This is a genomic window from Algibacter sp. Ld11, from assembly GCF_045066735.1.
Lineage (GTDB): Bacteria > Bacteroidota > Bacteroidia > Flavobacteriales > Flavobacteriaceae > Algibacter.
The window spans coordinates 714,449-733,046 of the sequence record NZ_JBISHH010000024.1; the positions used below are offsets into that span (position 1 = coordinate 714,449).

The 18,598-nt window shown below is 33.7% G+C and carries 8 protein-coding genes and 2 tRNA genes; 9 read left to right on the forward strand and 1 reads right to left on the reverse strand.

Features of this window, described 5'->3' with window-relative positions; genetic code table 11:
- Positions 1–221: 221 nt before the first annotated feature.
- From mutS to ACJJV4_RS13390, 3 genes are all read left to right on the forward strand, one after another.
- Positions 222–2,834 (forward strand): DNA mismatch repair protein MutS, encoded by a 2,613-nt coding sequence (gene mutS / locus ACJJV4_RS13380; protein WP_405295226.1) that lies wholly within the window; start codon positions 222–224, stop codon positions 2,832–2,834.
- A 98-nt stretch (positions 2,835–2,932) separates the two neighbouring features.
- Positions 2,933–3,004: transfer RNA gene (locus ACJJV4_RS13385), tRNA-Gly, on the forward strand.
- 29 nt (positions 3,005–3,033) lie between these two features.
- Positions 3,034–3,117: transfer RNA gene (locus ACJJV4_RS13390), tRNA-Leu, on the forward strand.
- A 164-nt stretch (positions 3,118–3,281) separates the two neighbouring features.
- Here the strand turns inward: ACJJV4_RS13390 and ACJJV4_RS13395 are convergent.
- Entirely contained in the window at positions 3,282–5,393 is a 2,112-nt protein-coding gene (locus tag ACJJV4_RS13395) for a thioredoxin domain-containing protein (protein WP_405295228.1), read from the reverse strand.
- A 223-nt stretch (positions 5,394–5,616) separates the two neighbouring features.
- Between ACJJV4_RS13395 and ACJJV4_RS13400 the strand changes: the two genes are divergently transcribed.
- From ACJJV4_RS13400 to ACJJV4_RS13425, 6 genes are all read left to right on the forward strand, one after another.
- Positions 5,617–7,101 carry a xylulokinase gene (locus ACJJV4_RS13400; protein WP_405295230.1) on the forward strand — a complete coding sequence of 495 codons (1,485 nt, stop codon included), beginning with the start codon at positions 5,617–5,619 and terminating at the stop codon, positions 7,099–7,101.
- A 148-nt stretch (positions 7,102–7,249) separates the two neighbouring features.
- Entirely contained in the window at positions 7,250–8,566 is a 1,317-nt protein-coding gene (xylA, locus tag ACJJV4_RS13405; RefSeq protein ID WP_405295232.1) for a xylose isomerase, read from the forward strand.
- A 64-nt stretch (positions 8,567–8,630) separates the two neighbouring features.
- A complete protein-coding gene (locus ACJJV4_RS13410) occupies positions 8,631–10,667 on the forward strand; it encodes a transketolase family protein (RefSeq protein ID WP_405295234.1) in 2,037 nt (678 codons plus the stop codon).
- Positions 10,668–10,677: 10 nt separating this feature from the next.
- Positions 10,678–11,334, forward strand: coding sequence for a fructose-6-phosphate aldolase (gene fsa, locus ACJJV4_RS13415; protein WP_405295236.1), 657 nt, complete (start codon positions 10,678–10,680; stop codon positions 11,332–11,334).
- 126 nt (positions 11,335–11,460) lie between these two features.
- Positions 11,461–14,289: a DUF5060 domain-containing protein gene (locus tag ACJJV4_RS13420; RefSeq protein WP_405295238.1), complete on the forward strand. Its 2,829-nt coding sequence runs from the start codon at positions 11,461–11,463 to the stop codon at positions 14,287–14,289.
- Positions 14,290–14,300: 11 nt separating this feature from the next.
- Positions 14,301–18,434 carry a two-component regulator propeller domain-containing protein gene (locus ACJJV4_RS13425; RefSeq protein ID WP_405295240.1) on the forward strand — a complete coding sequence of 1,378 codons (4,134 nt, stop codon included), beginning with the start codon at positions 14,301–14,303 and terminating at the stop codon, positions 18,432–18,434.
- The last annotated feature ends 164 nt before the right edge of the window (positions 18,435–18,598 follow it).

Sequence of the window (18,598 nt, forward strand, 5' to 3'; positions counted from 1 at the left end):
GGGCTTTACGTTACAAGTCCTCACACTTCCTTCGTCAGGTTGTGGGCTTTTCACTGCAATCCCTAACGCGCCACGGTTATGTGCTTACTTATTTCTGCAGATTAGCATGAATAAAAAATTTTTCGATATTTTGTGAACAAATACCAATAACTTCTATGGTTTCCGCTTCAAAAAAAATAGAATAATAGTTACTTTAGCAAACTTACTAAAACAGAAAACCATTGGCAACAAAAAGTAAAAAAGTAACACCGTTAATGAAACAGTACAACGCCATCAAGGCCAAATATCCTGATGCTTTGTTGTTGTTTAGAGTGGGCGATTTTTACGAAACCTTTGGTTCCGATGCTGTAAAAACAGCAGGTATTCTTGGTATTATTTTAACCAAACGTGGTGCAGGTAGCGAAAGCGAAATAGAATTAGCTGGTTTTCCGCATCATTCATTAAACACCTATTTACCTAAATTGGTAAAAGCTGGTGAGCGTGTGGCTATTTGCGACCAACTCGAGGACCCTAAACAAACTAAAAATATTGTAAAGCGTGGTGTAACAGAACTTGTAACACCTGGTGTAGCTTTAAACGATGAGGTTTTAGTGTCTAAATCGAACAATTTTTTATGTTCGGTTTATTTCGATAAAAAATATATCGGTATTTCCTTTTTAGATATTTCTACAGGTGAGTTTTTAACCTCACAAGGTAATGCTGAGTATATCGATAAGTTGTTGCAAAACTTTAGTCCGAGCGAGGTTTTAGTATCAAAACAAAAACGCGGCAAATTTAATGAGACTTTTGGCGACGATTTTCATACTTTTTATTTGGAAGATTGGGTTTACCAAACCGATTATACTTACGAAACCTTAATAAAGCATTTTGATACCAAAACCTTAAAAGGTTTCGGTATAGAAGATTTGCACGAAGGTATTATAGCATCGGGCTCTATACTTCACTATTTAGGCGAGACACAGCATAATAAATTACAACATATTACATCTATTGCGCGTATTGCAGAAGACGATTATGTGTGGATGGATCGTTTTACTATTAGAAATTTAGAACTTTACAATTCTACAAATAACAATGCTGTAACCCTTTTAAATGTTATAGATAAAACTACATCACCAATGGGTGGGCGTTTACTAAAACGTTGGTTAGCGCTACCATTAAAAAGTGTAGATAAAATAAAACAACGTCATGAGGTTGTTAAGTTTTTAACCACAAAAGATGTTACGTTACAAACCATTCAAAACCATATAAAAGGAATTGGAGATTTAGAGCGATTAATTTCAAAAGTGGCTACAACTAAAGTTAATCCGCGAGAAGTTATTCAGCTTAAAAACTCATTAGAAGCTATTGTACCTATAAAAACATTGGCTACAGACTGTGATAATGAATCTTTAAGAATTATTGGTGATACCTTACAAAGTTGCGAAGTACTTCGTGCTAAAATAAAGGAAACTATAAACGAGGAGGCTCCAGTAAATGTATTAAAAGGTAATAGCATTGCCGAAGGCTTTTCAAAAGAGTTAGATGAGCTACGAGCACTTTCTACCTCTGGGAAAGATTATTTAAACGGAATGTTAGCCCGCGAAAGTGAGCGTACCGGAATTACATCGCTTAAAATAGCATCCAACAATGTGTTTGGTTATTATATTGAAGTGCGAAATACGCATAAAGATAAAGTGCCCGAGGAGTGGATTAGAAAACAAACTTTAGTAAATGCGGAACGTTATATTACTGAAGAATTAAAAGAATATGAAGCCAAAATTTTAGGAGCCGAAGATAAAATACAGGCTATCGAGCAAAAGCTATTTGCCGAATTGGTAAGTTGGATGAACCAATACATTAAGGCTGTACAACAAAATGCTTTTCTAATTGGGCAAATAGATTGTTTATGTGGGTTTGCACAATTAGCAAAAGATAATAGTTATGTGTACCCTATAATAGATGAGTCTCACGATTTAGAAATTAAAGATGGCCGTCACCCTGTAATAGAAAAACAATTACCTATTGGTGATGCTTATATTGCTAACGATGTATTTTTAGATCGAACCACACAACAACTAATCATGATTACGGGACCTAATATGTCTGGTAAGTCGGCCATTTTACGTCAAACAGCACTTATTGTACTCTTGGCCCAAATGGGAAGTTTTGTACCCGCAAAAGAGGCTAGAATTGGTTTAGTAGATAAAATATTTACTAGAGTAGGTGCTAGTGATAATATTTCTATGGGAGAATCTACTTTTATGGTAGAAATGAATGAAACGGCATCTATTCTAAACAACATATCTGAACGTAGTTTGGTGCTTTTAGATGAAATTGGACGTGGTACAAGTACATACGATGGTATTTCTATTGCTTGGGCTATTAGTGAATACTTACACGAGCATCCGGCAAAACCTAAAACGTTATTTGCAACACATTACCATGAGTTGAATGAAATGACAGAAACTTTTGGACGCATTAAAAACTTCAATGTTTCTGTAAAAGAATTAAAAGACAACGTGCTTTTTTTAAGAAAGCTAGTTGAAGGTGGTAGTGCGCATAGTTTTGGTATACATGTGGCAAAAATGGCTGGGATGCCTCAACAAGTTTTACACCGCGCAAACAAAATTTTAGAGAAATTAGAAAAATCGCATTCTAGTGAAGAACTCACAAATAAAGTAAAATCGATGCAAGACGATATGCAACTCAGTTTTTTTAATTTAGACGACCCGTTGCTTGAAAATATAAAAGAAGAAATTTTAGATATTGATATTGATACACTTACACCGGTAGAAGCGCTTATGAAACTGAATGAAATTAAGCGCATGTTGGTGAAGAAAAAGCAAGCTTAAAAATTTTTTTAATTTTTTTTTGAAAAAGGCTTTGCTAATCCAATAAAAGGCTTAAATTTGCAACCGCAATAGCAATATTGCTCGTTCATTAAAAGACTGCGAAAGTAGCTCAGGGGTAGAGCATCACCTTGCCAAGGTGGGGGTCGCGGGTTCAAATCCCGTCTTTCGCTCTGAGATTTTTCCTTAAAAATATTCCAATGCTGAAGTGGTGGAATTGGTAGACACGTTGGACTTAAAATCCAATGTCCATTAGGACGTACGGGTTCAAGTCCCGTCTTCAGTACAAAAGCCTTATCTTTTATTAGATAAGGCTTTTTTTATTTGAGTATATTATAGGTGTTACGTTTAATTTGAGAATCTATGAGCTTTATATCAACCAGCGAAATTTTTTGGAAGTTGTAAACTTTTAAAGTTGGTCTATTAAATATTTCTATGTTTTGAGAAATATTATTTTTTAAGTTGATCTATAGCTTTTCTAACATCTGTTTCCGGTAGTTTACATGCGCCGTCTACACAAACAAAACTATAACTTTTCTCATCACTATACCTGTTTTTTAACAGAGGTATATTACTTTCTTTAAGCGAGCCTGCTATCAAAATATTTGGAAGGTAGTAACTGTTTAGTGTTTTTAAATCTTTTTTGGCATTCTTACCCGTAATAACGAATTCATAATGTTTGAAAGTAAAATTTGCCATTAAGTCCATCCAATTGGGGTACGCTGCTGGTGATTCTAAAATTTTAGGTTTTATATTATTTACCATTTGATGCGCCATTTTTTTATATTCTAAATCATCATAAAAATGACTCAATTTAAAAAGGTTTTTAGCTAAAACGGAGTTGGACGATGGATTAGCATTGTCATAGATATCTGTTTTTCTCACAATTAAAGAGTCATCTTCATCCGATGTAAAATAGAACATGCCACTGTTTTTATTGTAAAAATGATGAATAGTATAATCCATTAATTCTTTGGCGGTCTGTAACCATTGCTCATCAAAAGTTACTTGATACAAGGCTATGTAGGCTTCAATAACAAAGGCATAGTCTTCAGCATACGCATTAATCATGCTTTTGTCGCTAATATGCGTTCTATAAAGACTACCATCAGTTTTTAATTGCTCTTTTTTTAAAAATTGTGCGTTTTTGAGAGCAACTTCTAAGTAATGGGGATTGTTAAAAACACGGTAAGCATCAACATAAGCTTTTAACATTAAAGCATTCCATGAGGTTAATGCTTTTTTATCGACTTTAGGCTTGTTTCTTTTGTTTCTTGCAATAGTTAAAGTATTGTTCCAATCCTCAATATTCTTTTTCAATTCAGGAATCGTTAGGTCGTTTTTTTGGGCAAACAGGGAGTCTGATTGATTTCTAAAAAGAATATATTTATCATCTTCCCAAAGCCCTACACTGTTAATATTGTAGTATGTTTCAAATAAGCTGTACTTATTTATTATTAACTCTTTAAGTTCTGCTTTAGTCCATGCGTAATAATAGCCTTCTTCCGTTTTTTCATCTTCATTTTTGCTATCGGCATTTAATGACGAATAAAATGCGCCGTTCTCATGCATTAATTCACGCTCCACAAAATTTAGGCTTTGAGAAACTACTTGCTTATACGCTTCATTTTGAGTATTAAGATAAGCATTAGAATATAGACTTACCAGTTGGGCGTTATCATAAAGCATTTTTTCAAAATGAGGGATGTGCCAGTTTTTATCTATAGTATATCTAGAAAAACCACCTCCAACCTGGTCATAAAGCCCTCCATAAGCCATCTTCGTTAAAGTATTATTGACATATTGATTTAGTCCTTTATCATTGGTATGAAAGCTATATCTCATCAAGACATTTAAGCTATTAGCTTTAGGGAATTTTTCCGCATACATTTCGCCTCCATTTTTAAAATCTAATATTGTCTTCCAATGGCTTATAGTTTTATCCATCTCGTCTAGATTAAAAGCTGTAAATTCTTTATTTACTTTAATTAAGTCTACATCTTTCATGCCTACCTCTAGTTTTTCCGCAAAGCGTATCATGTCTTCGGGATTGTCTTTATACATGCTCGAAAGCTTATTTAAAACTTGCATCCACTCGTCCTTCGTAAAGTAAGTGCCTGCAAAAACAGGTCGCCCATCTGGTAAACAAATGGTGTTTAGTGGCCAGCCACCGCTGCCCGTCATGAGTTGTAAGGCACTCATATAAATTTGATCTATATCTGGTCGTTCTTCACGGTCTACTTTTATATTAATAAAATGAGTGTTCATCATTTTTGCAATAGAGTCGTTTTCAAAACTTTCCGCTTCCATAACATGGCACCAATGGCAAGAAGAGTAACCAACTGAAACAATAATAAGTTTGTTTTGTTCTTTAGCTTGTTTAAGCGTTTTAGAATTCCATGCGTTCCAATTTACTGGATTATGGGCGTGTTGTAAAAGATAAGGACTTGTTTCTTTTATTAAAGCGTTGGTAAATTTGTGTGTATTACCTGCAGATTCATTTTTACAACCAGTTAATCCAATTAAAAGGATAATAAATAAGAAGTTAAATAAAGGTTTCATTAGCTATTTAATATTATCTGTTAAAACAAAATACAATATGTTTTAAAAGCAAACGGATGCTAAAAGTATGCATTTTAGCACGAATAATTATTAAAACAAAAGTAGTGTTTGTTAAAAAAAACTAGATATAGCACCATTTGTTATATAAGATGCTTGATTTGTTACAAACCCGATTTAGGGTTAAATATATTTTTGTTAGATATTAATTTAAAATTCATTTCAATTGTATTACTTAGGAATAGACATCGGAAGTTCTTCAATCAAAGCAGCACTTGTAGAAATAGAATCAGGAAAAAGCTTGGGTGTTGTTCAAGAACCCAAGGAGGAAATGGGCATGTTTGCTCAAAAAAATGGCTGGGCAGAACAAAAACCAAACGATTGGTGGCTGCATATTTGCAACGCAATTACTAAGTTAAAAAAAGAATATAATATAAGTAGAACTCAAATTAAAGGGATTGGTGTTTCGTATCAAATGCACGGTTTGGTTTTACTGGATAAACAAGGAATTCCACTTCGTAAAAGTATTATTTGGTGCGACAGTAGAGCTGTAGAAATTGGTCACAACGCATTTGCTGAAATTGGAGAAGAAAAATGTGCGGCACATTTACTAAACTCCCCGGCCAACTTTACAGCATCAAAATTAAAATGGGTTAAAGAAAATGAACCAGATATCTACAGCAAGATTCATAAATTTATGTTGCCAGGAGATTATGTAGCTTATAGATTTTCGAACAAAATGAATACAACAATTTCTGGTTTGTCAGAAGGTATATTTTGGGACTTTAAAAATAATTCAGTTGCAGATTTCCTTTTAGAATATTACGGAATAGATGCATCTTTAGTTCCGGATATCGTAGACACCTTTGGAATCCAATCTTTAGTTGATGAAAAAGGGGAAGAAGAAAGTGGTATTGCCGCTGGAACTCCAATTTATTACAGAGCAGGAGATCAAACCAATAATGCATTGTCATTAAATGTATTTAATCCAGGCGAAGTTGCTGCAACAGGTGGTACATCTGGTGTTGTATATGCAGTTACAGAAAGTTTATCAGGAAAAGAAAGCACACGTGTAAATAATTTTGCACACGTAAATTATACAAAATCCAATCCAATAATCGGGAAACTTTTAAATATCAACGGAGCCGGAATTCAGTACCGTTGGCTATTAAATAATCTAGCTGTAGACTCTTATGAAGAGATGAATATTTTAGCCTCAGAAATTCCTGTAGGTTCAGATGGCGTTTGCTTAATTCCTTTTGGTAACGGAGCAGAACGCATGTTAAACAACAAAGAAATTGGTACCCGAATTGTAAACATGAATCTAAATAACCATCACAAAGGGCACATGTGTAGAGCCGCTTTAGAAGGTATTGCTTTTTCATTTGTTTACGGTATGGAAATCATGAAATCAGACGGAATTAAGCCTAGCGTTATTAGAGCAGGAAACGACAATTTATTCCGTTCAGAAATATTTGCAAACACGGTAGCAACCTTAATAGAGCAAGAAATTGAAATCTATAATACAACCGGAGCTATTGGTGCGGCAAGAGCAGCAAATTTACACAAAGGCGATTTCGAAGCTTTCGGAAAAGTAATTATGGACAATGACCATGTTATGACTTTTATGCCTTTTAAAGACCAAAAACCTTATTTAGAGGCTTATAACAACTGGAAAGAAGAATTAGAACTCGTTTTAAAAAATAAATAAAATAATAAAATTTAGGGCGTTCCCTAAAAAGGTCGGGCTTTACATTATATCTTTTTGCAAAAAAGCAAAAAGGATGTCATTTCAATCCCTAACGCAATACAGCACAATAAAAAAATTACACAAATAAACAATTAAACAACATTTAAAGATGGCAAATAAAGAATATTTTAAAGGAATCAACAAAATTCAATTCGAAGGTAAAGAGTCAGACAATCCAATGGCTTTTAAATACTACAACCCAGAACAGGTAGTTGCAGGTAAAAAGATGAAAGAATGGTTTAAATTCTCAATCGCTTATTGGCATACATTCTGTGGTCAAGGTGGAGATCCTTTTGGTCCAGGAACACAAAGTTTTGGTTGGGATAAATCTACAGACGCAGTACAAGCAGCAAAAGACAAAGCAGATGCCGCTTTTGAATTTATTAACAAAATAGGTTTTGATTATTTCTGTTTTCACGATTACGATTTAATTCAAGAAGGCGCAACCTTTGCAGAATCTGAAGCAAGATTAAATACCATTACAGATTACATAAAAGGGAAACAAGCAGAAAGTGGAGTAAAATTATTATGGGGAACAGCCAACTGTTTTTCAAATCCACGTTATATGAACGGGGCTTCTACAAATCCAGATTTTGATGTAGTTGCCAGAGCAGGAGGTCAGGTTAAATTGGCTTTAGATGCAACCATTAAATTAGGTGGTGAGAATTATGTTTTTTGGGGAGGTAGAGAAGGTTACATGTCTTTATTAAACACAGATATGGGACGCGAATTAGACCACATGGGACAATTTTTAACCATGGCAAGAGATTATGCAAGAGCACAAGGTTTTAAAGGAACGTTCTTTATAGAGCCAAAACCAATGGAGCCAATGAAACATCAATATGACTTTGATTCTGCAACTGCAATCGGATTCTTAAAAGAATATGGTTTAGACAAAGATTTTAAAATGAATATTGAGGTTAACCACGCAACTTTAGCACAACACACCATGCAGCACGAAATGGCTGTTGCTGCCAAAGCAGGCATGTTAGGAAGTATAGATGCAAATAGAGGAGATTACCAAAATGGTTGGGATACTGATCAGTTTCCAAACAACATACAAGAAGTTACAGAAGCAATGTTAGTTTTCTTAGAGGCAGGAGGTTTACAAGGAGGTGGCGTTAATTTTGATGCAAAAATCAGAAGAAATTCAACAGATATGGAAGATGTTTTTCACGCACATATTGGTGGAGCAGATACCTTTGCAAGAGCATTAATTACTGCAGATAAAATTATGACTTCTTCTTCTTATAATTCTTTAAGAGAAAAAAGATATAGTTCTTTTGATGCAGGAAAAGGAAAGGATTTTGAAGCAGGGAAATTAGAATTAAAAGACCTATACAACATTGCTCAAGAAAATGGAGAATTAACATTGCAAAGTGGTAAGCAAGAATTGTTTGAGAACATCATCAATCAACATATATAAATACAAAAAGACCTTTCAGATATAATTGCTGAAAGGTTTTTTTAATAGAATAAAATTTACAAAAATGAATACAAAAATAGACCAACAATCAGCTGACAATATTAGAGCTCTTGCGGTTGCAATGGTAGAAAAAGCAAACTCTGGGCATCCTGGAGGACCAATGGGAGGTGCAGATTTTATGCACATTCTATATTCAGAATTCTTTAATTTCGATCCGTCAGATATGACTTGGGCATTCAGAGATCGTTTTTTTATGGATGCTGGTCATTTATCAACTTTAATGTATGCGCAATACTATCTTTTAGGAAATTATAAAAAGGAAGATGTTGCTAACTTTAGACAATGGGGGTCAATTACTCCTGGGCATCCAGAAGTTGATGTTGCAAGAGGTATCGAAAACACATCTGGACCTTTAGGTCAGGGGCATACTATGGGAGTTGGTGCAGCAATTGCAGCTAAATTCTTAAAAGCTCGTTTTGGTAATTGGATGGATCATAAAGTATATGGTTTTATTTCTGATGGTGGAGTGCAAGAAGAAATATCTCAAGGAGCAGGAAGAATTGCAGGTCATTTAGGGTTAAACAATTTTATTATGTTCTACGATTCTAATGATATTCAATTATCGACATCAACAGATGAAGTGACTTCTGAAGATACAGCCATGAAGTATGAAGCTTGGGGCTGGAAAGTAGTAACTATTGATGGACATAATCATGATGAAATAAGAAAAGCGTTAAAAGACGCAAATGCCGAAACAGAAAAACCAACCTTAATTATTGGTAAAACCATCATGGGTAAAGGATGTGTTTCTGCAGATGATTCAATTTTTGAAGGTGAATGTGAATTACACGGTCAGCCTATTGGAGCAACAGGAGCAGATTATGCAAAAACCTTATTAAATTTAGGCGCAAATCCGGAAACTCCTTTTGATATTTATGAAGATGTAAGTGTTTTTTATAAAGAATTATTAGAAAGAAAAATTGAAGAAGCTAAAAGTAAGAAAGTAGATATTTCTATTTGGAGAGAAGCAAATCCTGAATTAGCGACAAAATTAGATTTCTTTTTATCAGGAGAATTGCCAGAATTAGATTTTGAAAAAATCGAACATAAAGCAGGTTTAGCATCAAGAGCAGCTTCTTCTGGAGTATTAGGGTATTTGGCTGAAAATGTAGAAAACATGATTGTTTCTTCTGCAGATTTATCAAATTCTGATAAAACAGACGGATTTTTAAAGAAAACACATGCGCTTAAAAAAGGAGATTTTAGTGGATCATTTTTACAAGCAGGTGTTGCAGAATTAACCATGTCTTGTATCGCAAACGGAATTGCATTACACGGAGGAATTATTCCTGTTGTAGCTACTTTCTTTGTGTTTTCAGATTATATGAAACCAGCGATTCGTTTAAGCGGAATTCAAGAATTAGGTGTAAAATACGTGTGGACACATGATGCATTTAGGGTTGGAGAAGATGGACCAACACATCAACCAGTAGAACAAGAAGCACAAATAAGATTGTTGGAAAAATTAAAAAACCATAGTGGAAATCCGAGTTTTTTGGCTTTGCGTCCTGCAGATTCTGCAGAAACAAGTGTGGCTTGGAAAATGGCTTTAGAAAATAAAAATACACCAACAGGTTTAATTTTATCAAGACAAGGCATTAAAGATTTACCAACAAAAGGAAGTTCAAGATATCAAGAGGCTTTAGCAGCAGAAAAAGGAGGCTATTTAGTAAAAGAAGTAGAGAATCCTGATGTCGTTTTAGTTGCAAATGGATCTGAAGTAGCAACATTAGTAGCTGCAGCAGAAATTTTAGAATCAGAAAACGGATTGAGAGTAAATATTGCTTCTGTAATTTCTGAAGGAGTGTTTAGGTTACAATCTAAAGAATATCAACAAAGTGTTATACCTAAAAATAAACCATTATTCGGCTTAACTGCAGGTTTACCAGTAAACTTAGAAGGTTTGGTTGGTGATGCAGGTAAAGTGTTCGGATTGGATCATTTTGGATATTCTGCACCAGCAACAATCTTAGATGATAAATTTGGATTTACAGGAGAAAAAGTAAGCCAACAAGTATTAGAATATTTAAAAACAGAATAAAATTAAAAGTATGAAATTTTTTATAGATACAGCAAATTTAAATGATATTGCAGAAGCAGAAGCTTTAGGAGTTTTAGATGGAGTAACAACAAACCCATCGCTAATGGCTAAAGAAGGTATTACCGGAGCAGATAACATTATAGCGCATTACAAAAAAATATGTGATATTGTTGAGGGCGATGTAAGTGCAGAGGTTATTTCAACAGATTTTGAAGGCATGGTAAAAGAAGGAGAGGCTTTAGCCGCTCTACATCCTCAAATCGTCGTTAAATTACCAATGATAGCGGACGGTGTAAAAGCTTGCAAATATTTTTCGGATAAAGGAATTAGAACTAATGTCACTTTAGTTTTTTCGGCAGGGCAGGCCTTGTTAGCTGCTAAAGCAGGAGCAACCTATGTCTCTCCTTTTTTAGGGCGTTTAGATGATATTTCTACAGATGGATTAAACTTAATTAGCGAAATAAGGTTAATTTATGACAATTACGGATTTGAAACACAAATTTTATCGGCATCAGTAAGAAATACCATGCATGTTATTAATTGTGCTAAAATAGGCTCTGATGTTATGACGGGACCTTTATCATCAATCACTGGTTTATTAAAACATCCGTTAACAGATAGTGGTTTGGCAAAATTTTTAGAAGACTATAAAAAAGGTAATGCATAGGATGTAATAAAAATAATATTTACTTTTAAAGAGTAAATAAAAAGTAAATGAGATTTCGGGGAATTTTATTTAATTCTCCGAAATTTTTACAGTCAACATGGGATTAACCAACCAAAACTAAATATAATGAGAATTTTTGCACTGCTATTTTTTTTAATAAGCCAATTGTCTTTTTCACAAAATAAAGATGTGAAAGTAGAAGGAACCTTTAAAAAGTGGCAAAAAATAACCTTAAGTTTTAAAGGTGATGCTTTTAGTGAAAGTCAAGAAGATAACCCTTTTTTAAATTACAGACTTAATGTTTTTTTTAAGCATAAAAACAAGACCTATAAAGTTCCCGGTTTTTATGCTGCAGATGGTAATGCTGCCGAAACAAGCGCGAAAGATGGTAAGGTTTGGCAAGTTCGATTTACTCCAGATGAAGTTGGAGTATGGACTTACGAAGTGTCTTTTAGAAAAGGAAAAAATATAGCTGTAGATGATAATAAAGAAGCAGGAGAACCAGTGACTTTTAATGGTGTAAAAGGTGATTTCGAAATTACTAAGCCAGATGAAGAAGCAAAAGGACGATTGCAATATACAGGCGATAGATATTTGCACTATGCAGAAACCAATACACCATTTTTAAAAGGAGGAACGGATAGTCCTGAAAACTTTTTAGGATATTACGAGTTCGACCAAACACCTGATAAACACAGATATCAACCGCATTTTAAAGATTGGAAAAATGGAGATCCAACGTGGCAAGGCGGAAAAGGGAAAAACATTATTGGTGCATTAAATTATCTAGCATCAAAAGGCATGAACTCGGTTTATTTTTTAACCATGAATGTGCAAGGCGATGGAAAAGATGTTTGGCCATGGACAGACGAGAATGAGCGTTACCGCTTTGATTGTAGTAAACTAGACCAATGGGAAATTGTTTTCAATCACATGGATAAGTTAGGTTTAATGCTACATATTGTAACTCAAGAAACAGAAAACGAGTTGTTAATGGATATTGGCGAACTGGGTGTGCAAAGAAAGCTGTACTACAGGGAGTTAATAGCAAGGTTTTCTCACCATTTAGCTATAACATGGAATTTAGGAGAAGAAAATGGACCTATACATTGGTCTCCGAAAGGTCAAACAGATAGCGATAGAAAGGCTATGGCTAAGTATTTTAAAAGCCAAGACCCTTACCAGAGTTTAGTGGTGCTACATACACACTCTCAACCAAAAGATCAAGATTTATTTTTGAATCCTTTATTGGGTTATCCATTTTTAGATGGGCCTTCGTTGCAAACGCACGAACCCGGTTTAATTCATGAAATAACAAAAAAATGGATAGACGAATCTCAAAAAAATGGAAGAAATTGGGTTGTAAATCAAGATGAAATTGGCCCTGCTGATACTGGTGCAAAACCAGACAAGGACGATCCTAATCATGATGATATTAGACACAAAGTGTTATGGGGAAATTTAATGGCTGGTGGGGCAGGTGTAGAGTGGTATTTTGGGTATAAATTTGATCACAACGATTTAAAATGCGAAGATTGGCGCTCTAGAGATGCCGTTTGGAATCAAACAAGATATGCTTTAGAGTTTTTTCAGAAGTACTTACCTTTTACAGAAATGGAATCTGCCGATGGCTTAACTGATAATCCGGAAGATTTTGTTTTTGCTAAAAATGATGATACCTATGCTGTTTATTTACCAGAAGTGACAGAAACCAAAATCAATCTATTTGGTTCTAAAAACACGTTTCAAGTAAAATGGTATAACCCAAGAACAGGCGAAGCTTTACAAAACGGAACTATTAAAGATATACAAGGTGGCCAAAAAGTAGACATTGGTTTTCCTCCAAGTAAAGAAAAAGATTGGGTGGCTTTATTAACCTTAGATAGTAAGATAACAAAAGTAACTTCGGTAACTAAAAAAGAAATAGTAACCTTAAGTGCTTTAACCGATTTTGAAATAGATGTAGCTAATAACAACGCAGTTTATTACAAAGACAAAGCTAATGGTGTGTTTGCTATTAATGCAGCAAATAAAGACCAACGCTCTAAGTTTGCTTATGCAAGTACTAGGTTTAGCGGATTATCTGGATTGTATAACTTGACGTTTATTTCTATGGCAGAGAATGATGGGGAATCGGAATACCTCATTTTAAAAAATGGTAGTGTTATGAGTGAGGTAACAAACCCAGAAACAGATAAAACATTTAATGAAGCACGTCATGATTTAGGCAGGATTTTTATTTCTGAAAATGATATTATCCAAATAGCATCTAAGGCTGTTACAAATAAAAAAATACCTGAAAATGATGAAACAGCCTGGTCTAGAGGTCGATGGAGTTGTTTGGTTTTAACACCCGAAGGCATGGTAACTAACGATATGTTGTTATCTGAAACTCCTTTTACTGAAAAAGATGGGGTGTTAGAAATTGAGGCAGAAGATTTTCATTATAATTCAAAAAACGGAACAAACAGAGCGTGGATTATTAAAACGGCTAAAGAGAAAACAAACCAAAGTAAAACCGCAAGCTCTAATAAATATATTGAGGCCTTTCCGGATACTCGTGTTACCCATGACGATGTTTTAATTGAAGATGAAAACTTTTTTCCGGTGCCTGGTATTGGTGGTTTGATTTCATATAAAATAAACATTAATACAGCTGGTCGTTACTATGTTTGGGTAAGTGTTTACTCTAATGGTACTGAAGATAATGGCGTTCATGTTGGTGTAAACAATACATGGCCGGATAGTGGAGCACGTATGCAATGGTGCGATGGTAAAAATAAATGGACTTGGTCGTCAGCACAGCGTGTGCCTGATAATCATTGTGGAATGCCAAAAACTATATTTTTAGATTTAGAAAAAGGAGAATCTATTTTATCGTTCTCTATGCGCGAAGATGGTTTAAAAATGGATCGAATTATTTTAACAACCGATGTTAATTATAGTCCTAAATAAATTGTAATAATATGCAGCTAAAAAGATGTACTAATCTTTTAATATTTTTAAGCTTTCTGTTAACCCTAAATTTTTGGGGACAAACACCTACTCAAGATTTTAATTTTGTTAATATAAGAGAAGGTATTTCTAAAGTAGGTATTTATTCCATAACCCAAGATCATCATGGGTTTATGTGGATTTGTACTAACGGATCGGGTTTATATAAATTTGATGGTATTAATTATACATCGTACAAATTTAAAGTTGAAGATTCAACATCAATATGTAGCAATCTTGTTTTTTCATCATATTTAGATAATAACAATCGTTTATGGGTTGGGACGGAAGATGGACTAAACCTCTACAATAGAGATTTAGATCAGTTTGAAAAAATACCGGTTGGTAATACCGATGAGATTGGTATTTCAGTATTAAGTATTAAAGAAGATCATCATGGCAATCTTTTAATAGGAACAAGAGGTTTAGGTTTGTTTCTCATGAATTTAAAAACCCGAGAAGTAGTAAGGGTGATTGATACAGATAGATATCCTGCTATAAATGCTATAGAAATTTGTAATAAAACAGTGTTTTTAGGAACAAGTGTAGGGCTTCGTGTATTAGATTATTCTAATAATAAAACTAGAAAACCACATAATAATAGCAGCGCAAATTTTGACCTACCTATACAAACATTAAAATGGAGTACTAATAATAATTTATGGGCGGGAACTTACGGAAACGGTGTTGTTAAGTATCAATTAGAAGACGATACCATTACTGAATATTCAAATTTTGAAATAAGTAATAAGCGCATACTTGCAATGATTCAGTTGCCAGATAATTCAATATTAATTGGCTCTGAGAATGATGGACTTTTTCATATTAATTCTAATGGAGAACTTATAAAACGATACTTGTATCATAAAAGAGATGAAAATAGCATTCTTTCAAACTCTATTTGGTCTTTATTTCTTGATAAAGAAGAGCGTATATGGCTTGGATATTATAACAGCGGTGTTGCTGTAAGCGATAAACTTTTTGATAAATTTGGTAATATAGAAAGTTTAACGAGCAATGTAAATTCTTTACAAACAGGTTCTGTAACAGGTATAGTTAAAGATAGGGATGATAAATTATGGGTTTCCATGGATGGTGGAGGCATTGATGTAATTGATGTTAAAAACTCAAAATTTAATCATATAAATCTTTCTAATACCGAGCATTATTCGGGGTTAACTAGTAATTATATTCAAACTATTTTTATTGATAGTAAAGAAAATGTTTGGGCAGGAAGCTGGGATAATGGTTTTTATATACTTAAAAAAAACCAAAATAAGTTTGAAAATATTAATGTAAAAAACTCTCAAGGCAGTTTAATTTCTAATGCTATATTATCTATTACAGAAGATCAAGATGGGATTATTTGGATAGGGTCGTTTTACACTGGTATATACGCTTATAACCCAGAAACAGGTGTGCTTGAAAATTATAATTCTGGTCCATTTGAAAGCATTTCAACTACCGATGTTAGAAAAATTTTGGTCGATAAAGATAATACCATTTGGTTTGGTACTACTGCAGGACTTTTCAAAATAACAAAAAGTGAAAACGATGAATTGGAACTTGCTTCTCTAGAAAAACAGATGTCGCAGGCGCCAAATAATCAAAAAAGTGCAAATCATATTTTATCATTATATCAATGTTCTAATCAATATATTTGGATCGGCACACGTGGCGCAGGACTCTGCAGATACAACAAGCAAACCAATGAATTTAAATGGTATAATAAAATCATAGGCTTGCAAGAAGAAAATATAACTGGTATTATTGAAGATAATGCTGGCGATATTTGGGTAACGGGTAATTCTGGTATTTCAAAACTAAATATTGAAACGAATGAAGTAACAAGCTACTCGTCTAACGATGGCTTATTGTCCGACGATTTTAATTTCAACGCCACTTTAAAAGATGAAGATGGTGTTCTTTATTTTGGTAATTACAAAGGCATAGATTATTTCAATCCAGAAAAACTAGAGGTAAACTCAAGCGTACCTTCTTTATTTTTAACAGGATTAAAAATTTTCAATAAAGATGTGGTTCCTAATCAGGAAAATAGCCCGCTTGATATGGTTATTACCGAAACTGAAAGTTTAGAATTTAATTATGAACAAACGGTATTTACTATAGAATATACCGGAATTAATTACACAAGACCAGAAAAAAATCAATATGCTTATTATTTAGAAGGCTTCGAGGAATCTTGGAATTATGTAGGCGATTTGCAAAGTGCTACCTACACAAACCTAGATTATGGCGAGTATACCTTTAAGCTGAAAGCTGCTAATAATGATGGCGTTTGGAACGAAACGCCGCTAACACTTAAAATAACCATGTTACCACCTTGGTGGAAAACAAATGTTGCCATGGTGTGTTATATTGCCTTGTTTTTTATGGGAGTATACCTTTTAAATAGAATGACCCAAAGTAGAATAAAAGAGAAGGAGGCTATCAAAAATGAGCGTGTTCAGCGTGCGCAAGAAGATCAATTAAATGAGAAGAAAATTCAATTTTTCACTAATATTTCTCACGAGTTTAGAACACCACTAACTTTAATAATTAATCCGTTACAAGATATTTTAAGAGATACAGGATTAAGCCTTCCTTTTACGGTTAAAGATAAACTAGATGTTATTTACCGAAATACCGATAGGCTTTATAGAATGATTAACGAGCTTATGGATTTTAGAAAGTTAGAACTCGATAAAGTTAATATTAGAGCTTCAGAATTTAACCTGGTGAGTTTAACAAAAGATGTGGTTGCTTTTTTTAAAGAAGAAGCATCTAACCGAAATATTTATCTTTCTATGGATTCCGATGTGCCCGATTTACCAATTTGGGCAGATGCGAGTATGTTAGAGAAAATTATTTTTAATATCCTGTCTAACGCTATAAAAGTTACGCCAGATGGTGGTGCTATTAATGCAGATATTTTATCTACAGACGATTTGGTTTTATTCCCTTTAATAGATGAAAAAGAACCACGTAAGGCATTAGAAATTAGAATATCGGATACAGGTCCGGGATTAGAAAAAGATCAAATAAATAAAATTTTTGAACGTTTTTATCAAATTGAAAACCTTAACAAAGGGTATTACGGAAGTACAGGTATAGGTTTAGAGGTTGTGCAAAGTTTTATTAAACTGCATAAAGGTAAAGTTGAAGTGGAAAGTGAAGTCGGTAAGGGTACCACATTCAGAATTCTACTTCCTGCTGGGAATACACATTTTACAAAAGAAGAACTTGCACCTCAGGTAGTTTCAGAAAGTACAAAACAGGAAAAATTCATTTTAAATTCTTCTGTAGAATCTGTTGAAAGAGATGAAGAGTTAGTAAACGAAAATAAGTCGAGCACATTACTTATTGTCGAAGATAGTGTAGAACTTAGAAAATATTTAAAAAGTGAATTAAAGAATCATTATAAAATATTAGTTGCAAAAAATGGAAAGGAAGGTTTAAAAATTGCAAAAGAATCTATGCCAGATATTATATTAACCGATGTAATTATGCCAGAAATGGATGGGTTTGAGTTTTGCAAACAAATAAAAACCGATATAAAAACGAGTCATATTCCATTATTAATGCTAACGGCTAAAACCAGAATAGACGACCGTATGGAAGGTATTGGTTTTGGTGCCGATGCGTATATGGTAAAACCGTTTGATATGCGTTTACTAAAATTACGTTTAGCGCAATTAATAACGAGTAGAAAGTTAATATTCGATAAATATTTTGGAGATATTAGTGGTAAGGAGCAAGCCGGAACTACATCTATTGATAAAGAGTTTATACAAAAAGTACTGAGCTACATAAGTGAAAACATGAGTGATTCCGATTTAAGTGTTGAGGTTTTGGCATCGCAATTAAATTTAAGTAGGAGTCAGCTCTATCGTAAAATAAAATCGCTTACAGGCCAAACGGTAAATGAGTTTTTAAGAAAAATACGTATACAGAAGGCTAAACAAATTCTTGAAACCGGAAATTCTAATATTAGTGAGGTATGCTATAAAGTTGGGTTTTCTTCACCTTCATATTTTACAAAATGTTTTAAAGCACACTTTGGAATTCTACCTACCGAGGTTAAGGTAAAAGATGATGAGGTGTAAATAAGAATGCAATTTTAAATTAAAGAAGAGAAACACATAAAAGCGGCTTGTAAAAGCATAGTTTTTATGTGTTTTTTTATGCACTACAATCTATGTTAAACGTATTCAATCTTAATATTTCTAGCTACCTTATTTTAAGTATATCAATATTTTAACATCAAGGC

Bases quoted from the DNA above. Each gene is read 5' to 3' on its own strand.
- ACJJV4_RS13410 (WP_405295234.1), top strand. From the start codon at position 8,631: ATGAATACAAAAATAGACCAACAATCAGCTGACAATATTAGAGCTCTT.
- ACJJV4_RS13420 (WP_405295238.1), top strand. From the start codon at position 11,461: ATGAGAATTTTTGCACTGCTATTTTTTTTAATAAGCCAATTGTCTTTT.
- fsa (WP_405295236.1), top strand. From the start codon at position 10,678: ATGAAATTTTTTATAGATACAGCAAATTTAAATGATATTGCAGAAGCA.
- xylA (WP_405295232.1), top strand. From the start codon at position 7,250: ATGGCAAATAAAGAATATTTTAAAGGAATCAACAAAATTCAATTCGAA.
- ACJJV4_RS13395 (WP_405295228.1), bottom strand. From the start codon at position 5,393: ATGAAACCTTTATTTAACTTCTTATTTATTATCCTTTTAATTGGATTA.
- ACJJV4_RS13425 (WP_405295240.1), top strand. From the start codon at position 14,301: ATGCAGCTAAAAAGATGTACTAATCTTTTAATATTTTTAAGCTTTCTG.